This is a genomic window from Variovorax sp. WDL1 (assembly GCF_001541225.1).
Taxonomy (GTDB): domain Bacteria; phylum Pseudomonadota; class Gammaproteobacteria; order Burkholderiales; family Burkholderiaceae_C; genus Variovorax.
Genome location: NZ_LMTS01000279.1, coordinates 1 through 384 on the forward strand (window position 1 = coordinate 1; position 384 = coordinate 384).

1 protein-coding gene is annotated in these 384 nt (G+C 68.5%); it reads left to right on the forward strand.

Annotation, left to right across the window (positions count from 1 at the left end; translation table 11 throughout):
- Positions 1-147 precede the first annotated feature (147 nt).
- On the forward strand, positions 148-384 hold a 237-nt coding region (locus tag APY03_RS34080; protein ID WP_157103500.1), incomplete at its 3' end, for a hypothetical protein.

The window sequence follows — 384 nt, forward strand, 5'->3', positions numbered from 1 at the left end:
CACCACCACCATCACCTACAGCTACGACGCCGCGGGCAATCGCACCTCGGTGGCGACCACCTCGCCGTAGCGTCGACGCGCTGTTGCAGCCCGCCCGGGAGGGCAGGGCTGCTCGGTTCATTCCATCAAAACAATCGGGGAGTTCCCATGTCCAAGCTCGCGCGCGCGTGCGCCGTTGCCGTGGCCGTTGCCACATCGCTTGCAGGCGGCATCGCTGCTGCGCAGATCCAGGGTGGCGTTGCACGCAAGACGGCACCGCCTGCCGTTGCCCTCGGCGTTCCGGTCGCCAAGGCCACGATCAGCCAGCGTTCGTCCTCCGGCAGCACATCGGGCTCGGGCAGTTCGCTGACCTTCGCCAGTGGCCAGCCCGCGCTGCGCTACCAG